We start from the raw sequence: 5526 nt of genomic DNA, 5'->3' as shown, positions 1-5526 counted from the left end.
TATACACAGTCCACACTTGTTCTTGTTTGCGCGGATGCTTATTATGTTGAAAGAAAACGGCCCCACCTCATTTGTTGGTACCGTTATTACCGCCGATAAAACCGGCTACGCTCAGCACAGCCGGGTCCTTGAGCACCGCCTGGCGAAAGATCTCCATCTTTGGCTGCATCACGCTGAACGACAGGCCATCGTCACCGCGCACAAAACCGATCAACTGGCCGGTGTCCTGCTGGGGCATGAAGGTTTTGGGCACCACCACGTACAGCGCGATATTCACGCCCACGGTGACTAACAGGCTGAGCAAGGTCAGGCGCCGATGGCGCAGCACCCAGTCCAGGCTGGTGGCGTAGCCGGCGACCATACGGTCGTTGACCTTCTGGCTCCAGCGCTGCAAACCGGTCTGCCGGTCCTTCACATGCGGCTTCAACCAGCGGGCGCACAGCATGGGCGTCAGGGTCAGCGAAACAATCAGCGAGACGATGATCGCCGCCGACAAGGTGATGGAAAACTCACGGAACAGGTTGGTGACGATCCCGCCCATAAACAGAATGGACAGGAACACCGCCACCAGCGACACGTTCATCGACAGCAAGGTAAAGCCGACTTCCTGGGCGCCCAGGTAGGCGGCTTTCATCGGTGGCACGCCCTCGTCGATGTGCCGGGAAATGTTCTCCAGCACCACGATGGCATCGTCCACCACCAGCCCGGTGGCGAGGATCAGCGCCATCAGCGAAAAGTTGTTCAGCGAAAAACCGTACAGGTACATCACCGCAAAAGTGCCCACCAACGACACCGGCACCGCCAGGGTCGGGATCAGCGAAGCACGGAAGTTACCCAAGAACAGGTACACCACCAGGATCACCAGCCCCACGGCAATCAGCAGGGTCATTTCCGCTTCATGCAGGGTGGCGGTGATCACTGGCGAGCGGTCCATGGCCAGGCTGAGCTTGACGCTGGACGGCAACACCGCCTGCAACGCCGGCAACTGCGCCTTGATCTGCCGTACGGTTTCGATGATGTTGGCGCCGGACTGGCGGTTGATCACCAGCAACACCGCCGAATCATTGTTGAAGAAGCCGCTGTTGTAGCGGTCTTCAACGCCATCAGTGATCTTCGCCACGTCCTTGAGGCGCAGGGCGGCGCCGTCTTGGTAGCGAATCAGCAGGGGCTCATAGTCCTTGGCTTTTTCCAACTGATCGTTGGCCTGGATCTGCCAGTTGCGCTCGCTGTCTTCCAGCGAGCCTTTGGGCCGGCGCTGGTTGGCGTTGGCGATGGTGTTGCGCACATCGTCCAGAGCAACGCCGTACTGATCGAGGGCCTTGGGTTCCAGCTCGATGCGCACCGCCGGCAGCGAACTGCCGCCGATCTGCACTTCGCCCACGCCCGGCACCTGGGACAGGCTCTGGGACAGGATGGTCGAGGCCAGGTCATACAACTGCCCTTTCTGCAGCACGTCGGAGGTCAGCGACAGCACCATGATCGGCGCCTGGGACGGGTTGATCTTCTTGTAGGTGGGCATGCTGCGCATGCCGCTGGGCAGCAGGTTGCGCGATGCGTTGATGGCCGCCTGCACTTCCCGCGCCGCGCCGTTGATGTCGCGGTCGGAATCGAACGCCAGAATCACCCGGGTAGAGCCCTGGCTCGAGGAACTGCTCATGGTGGTGATACCGGCAATCGCGCCGAATGAGCGCTCCAGCGGCGTGGCCACCGTAGACGCCATCACCTCGGGGCTGGCACCGGGCAAGCTGGCCGACACCACAATCACCGGGAAGTCGATCTGCGGCAATGGCGACACCGGCAACAGGTTGAAGCTCACGCCACCGAGCAACATGATCGCCAGGCTCAGCAGCATGGTGGCTACCGGCCGGCGGATGAAAGGTCCGGACAGGTTCATGGCTCAACCGGCTCCAGGCGTTGCGGCTCTTTGCGCCAGCGCCGGCCAAGACGATCGAAGTACAGGTAGATCACCGGCGTGGTGAACAGCGTCAGCACCTGGCTTACCAGCAAGCCACCGACCATCACCAGGCCCAGGGGCTGGCGCAGTTCGGCGCCGGAGCCACTGGCGAGCATCAACGGCACCGCACCGAACAAGGCCGCCAGGGTGGTCATCAGGATCGGCCGGAAGCGCAACAGCGCGGCCTGGTAGATCGCCGTCTGTGGGTCCAGGCCCTGGTTGCGTTCGGCGTCGAGGGCGAAGTCGATCATCATGATCGCATTCTTTTTCACGATACCGATCAACAGGATGATGCCGATGATCGCGATCATGCCCAGGTCATTGCCGCTGAGCAGCAACGCCAGCAAGGCCCCCACTGCCGCCGACGGCAAGGTCGAGAGGATAGTGATCGGATGAATGTAGCTCTCATAGAGCACACCGAGCACGATGTACATGGTGACCACCGCCGCCAGGATCAACAGCAAGGTGCTCGACAACGAGGCTTCAAACGCCTGGGCCGCGCCCTGGAACTGGGTTTGCACGCCCACCGGCATGCCAATGTCCTTCTGGGTCTGGTTGATCAGCTCCACGCCTTTGCCCAGCGCCACGCCGGGCGCCAGGTTGAACGACATCATCACCGCCGGGAACTGGCCGATATGGGCAATCGCCAATTGCGCCTGGCGCTGTTCCACATGGGCCAGGCTCGACAGGCGTACCTGGCCACCGTCGGTGGTTTTCACATGGATCTGGTTGAGGGCCGCCGGGCCGAGGGTTTCGCCGGACTGGGCCTGCAACACCACCCGGTACTGGCTGGCCTGGGTGTAGATGGTGGAGATCTGGCGCTGGCCGAAGGCGTCATACAGCGCATCGGTGATGGTCGAAACACTCACACCCAGGCGCGAGGCCGCATCGCGATCAATCACCAAGTACACCTGCAAGCCTTTGTCCTGCAAGTCGCTGGCAACGTCGGTGAGTTCCGGCTGTTGACTGAGGGCGTGCACCAGCTTGCCACTCCACAGTGCCAGCAACTCGGCGTCCGGCGACGACATGCTGAACTGGTACTGGGTACGGCTGACCCGGTCCTCGATGGTGAGGTCCTGCACCGGCTGCATGAACAGGCGGATGCCCACCAGCTTGTCGATCTGCGGTTGCAGGCGGGTGATCACCTGGGCGGCGCTCAAGTCGCGCTGGCCGTGGGCCTTGAGGTTGATCAGCAAGCGGCCGCTGTTGAGGGTGGCGTTATCGCCGTCCACACCAATGTAGGACGACAGGCTCTCGACGGCAGGGTCGGCGAGGATGATCTTCGCCAACTCCTGCTGGCGTTGGCTCATGGCCGCAAAGGAAATCGACTGCGGCGCTTCGGAAATGCCCTGGATCACCCCGGTGTCCTGCACCGGGAAAAAGCCCTTGGGCACCACCAGGTACAGCACCACCGTAAGGCCCAGGGTGGCGATGGCCACCAGCAACGTCAGCGGCTGGTGCTTGAGCACCCATTGCAGCTTGCGGCCGTAGGCTTCGATCAGCCAATCAATCCAGGCGCCGCTGGCTTTGTAGAAGCGGCCCTGCTCTTCTTCCTTGGGTTCGCGCTTGAGCAGACGCGCGCACATCATGGGCGTGAGGGTCAGGGACACTACCAGGGAAATCAGGATCGCCACGGCCAGGGTGATGGCAAATTCACGGAACAGCCGCCCGACCACATCAGCCATGAACAGCAGCGGGATCAACACCGCAATCAGCGACAAGGTCAGGGATATCAGGGTGAAACCGATCTGCTTGGCGCCCTTGAGCGCGGCCGCCATCGGCGTCTCGCCTTCCTCGATATAGCGCGAGATGTTTTCCAGCATCACGATGGCGTCGTCCACCACAAACCCGGTGGCGATGGTCAGGGCCATCAGTGTCAGGTTATTGATGGAGAATCCGGCCAGGTACATCACGCCAAAGGTACCCACCAGGGACAGCGGCACGGCGATGGACGGAATGATCGTGGCGCTGACGCGGCGCAGGAACAGGAACGTCACCATCACCACCAGGGCAATGGCGATCAGCAATTCGTGCTGCACGTCTTTGACCGAGGCGCGGATGGTCTGGGTGCGGTCGGTGAGCACCGTCACGTCCAGGCCGGCCGGCAGGTTGTCGGTGATGCTGGGCAGCAGGGCCTTGATGCGGTCCACCACCTCGATCACGTTGGCGCCTGGCTGGCGCTGGATATTGAGCAGCACGGCCTGGTTCTCGTTGGCCCAGGCGGCAAGACGTTCGTTTTCGGCACCGTCGACGATCTGCGCCACATCCTTGAGCCGCAGCGGGGCGCCATTGTTGTAGGCCAGGATCAGTTCGGCATATTGCTCAGGCGAAACCAACTGGTCGTTGGCATCGAGCATCGACACGCGAGTGGGGCCGTCAAAGTTACCCTTGGGCTGGTTGACGTTGGAGGCGGCGATCAGGGCGCGCACGTCCGAGAGATTCAAGCCATTGGCCGCCAGGGCCTCGGGGTTGACCTTGATGCGCACGGCCTGGCGCTGACCACCGGCGATGCTGACCATGCCGACGCCGCTGATCTGCGCGATTTTCTGCGCCATGCGCGTGTCGACCAAGTCATTGAGCTTGGGCAACAACATGGTCTTGGAGGTGATTGCCAGGGTCAGCACCGGGGTATCCGCCGGGTTGACCTTGTTGTACACCGGCGGCGCCGGCAAATCCTTGGGCAGCAGGTTGGTGGCGGCGTTGATCGCAGCCTGCACCTGTTGCTCGGCGACATCCATATTGATGTCGAGGTTGAAACGCAGGGTCAGTACCGAGGCACCGCCGGAGCTGGTAGACGCCATCTGGGTCAGCCCGGGCATCTGCCCGAACTGGCGCTCCAGCGGTGCGGTGACCGCGCTGGTCATCACATCGGGGCTGGCGCCGGGGTACAGGGTCATCACCCGGATGGTCGGGTAATCCACCTGGGGTAACGCCGACACCGGCAGCAGGCGGTACGCGATGATGCCGGCCAGGACAATGGCCAGCATGCTCAGCGTGGTGGCAACCGGGCGAAGGATGAACAGGCGCGACAGGTTCATGAACCGACCTTTTGCGCCTTGCCGGCGTCTGCCCCGGTCTCCCCTTTCGCTGCGGGCTTGCCTTGCAGGTGTTCGGTCGGGGTGGTCGGCACCTCGCTGCTGGCGTTGACCACTTCGATCTCGCTGCCGTCCTTGAGGCGGTCGGTGCCTTCCAGCACCACGCGGTCGCCAGCGGCCAGGCCTTCCTTGATCACGGTGTTTTCGCCGTCGGTGTCGCCCACCACCAGCGGCTGGACCTTGACCTTCTTGTCGCCGTCGAGCTTGTAGACAAAGGTGCCATTGTTGCCGAACTGGATCGCCGCGGAGGGCGCCAGCACTACGTTGTTCAAGGTGTCGGCCAGCAGGTGCACATTGACGAACTGGTTGGGGAACAGCGCCTGGTCCTTGTTATCGAAACGCGCCTTGAATTTCAGCGTGCCGGTAGTCACGTCAATCTGGTTGTCCAGGCTTTGCAGTACACCGACCGCCTGTTTTTTCACGTCGCTACGGTCCCAGGCTTCCACGGGCAACTTGTTGCCTGCGTGATAACGGGCC

2 protein-coding genes and 1 pseudogene are annotated in these 5526 nt (G+C 62.2%); all 3 read right to left on the bottom strand.

Annotated features, from left to right (window positions below; all coding sequences use genetic code 11):
• Positions 1-73: 73 nt before the first annotated feature.
• A pseudogene (locus GIW04_RS27290) lies at positions 74-1894 on the bottom strand (efflux RND transporter permease subunit); the annotation flags it as partial.
• Positions 1891-4992: an MdtB/MuxB family multidrug efflux RND transporter permease subunit gene (locus GIW04_RS27285; protein WP_034135500.1), complete on the bottom strand. Its 3102-nt coding sequence runs from the start codon at positions 4990-4992 to the stop codon at positions 1891-1893. The pseudogene GIW04_RS27290 and the gene GIW04_RS27285, both read right to left, overlap by 4 nt.
• On the bottom strand, positions 4989-5526 hold a 538-nt coding region (locus GIW04_RS27280; RefSeq protein ID WP_236479381.1), incomplete at its 5' end, for an efflux RND transporter periplasmic adaptor subunit. The genes GIW04_RS27280 and GIW04_RS27285, both read right to left, overlap by 4 nt.

Source organism: Pseudomonas sp. PA-4-8C, assembly GCF_021606625.1.
Taxonomy (GTDB): domain Bacteria; phylum Pseudomonadota; class Gammaproteobacteria; order Pseudomonadales; family Pseudomonadaceae; genus Aquipseudomonas; species Aquipseudomonas lactis.
The sequence above is the reverse complement of the archived record's forward strand: the minus strand, read 5'-3'. Positions and strand labels throughout refer to the sequence as shown.

Excerpts from the sequence above, each read along its gene's own strand:
- GIW04_RS27285 (WP_034135500.1), bottom strand. The coding sequence starts at position 4,992 with ATGAACCTGTCGCGCCTGTTCATCCTTCGCCCGGTTGCCACCACGCTG.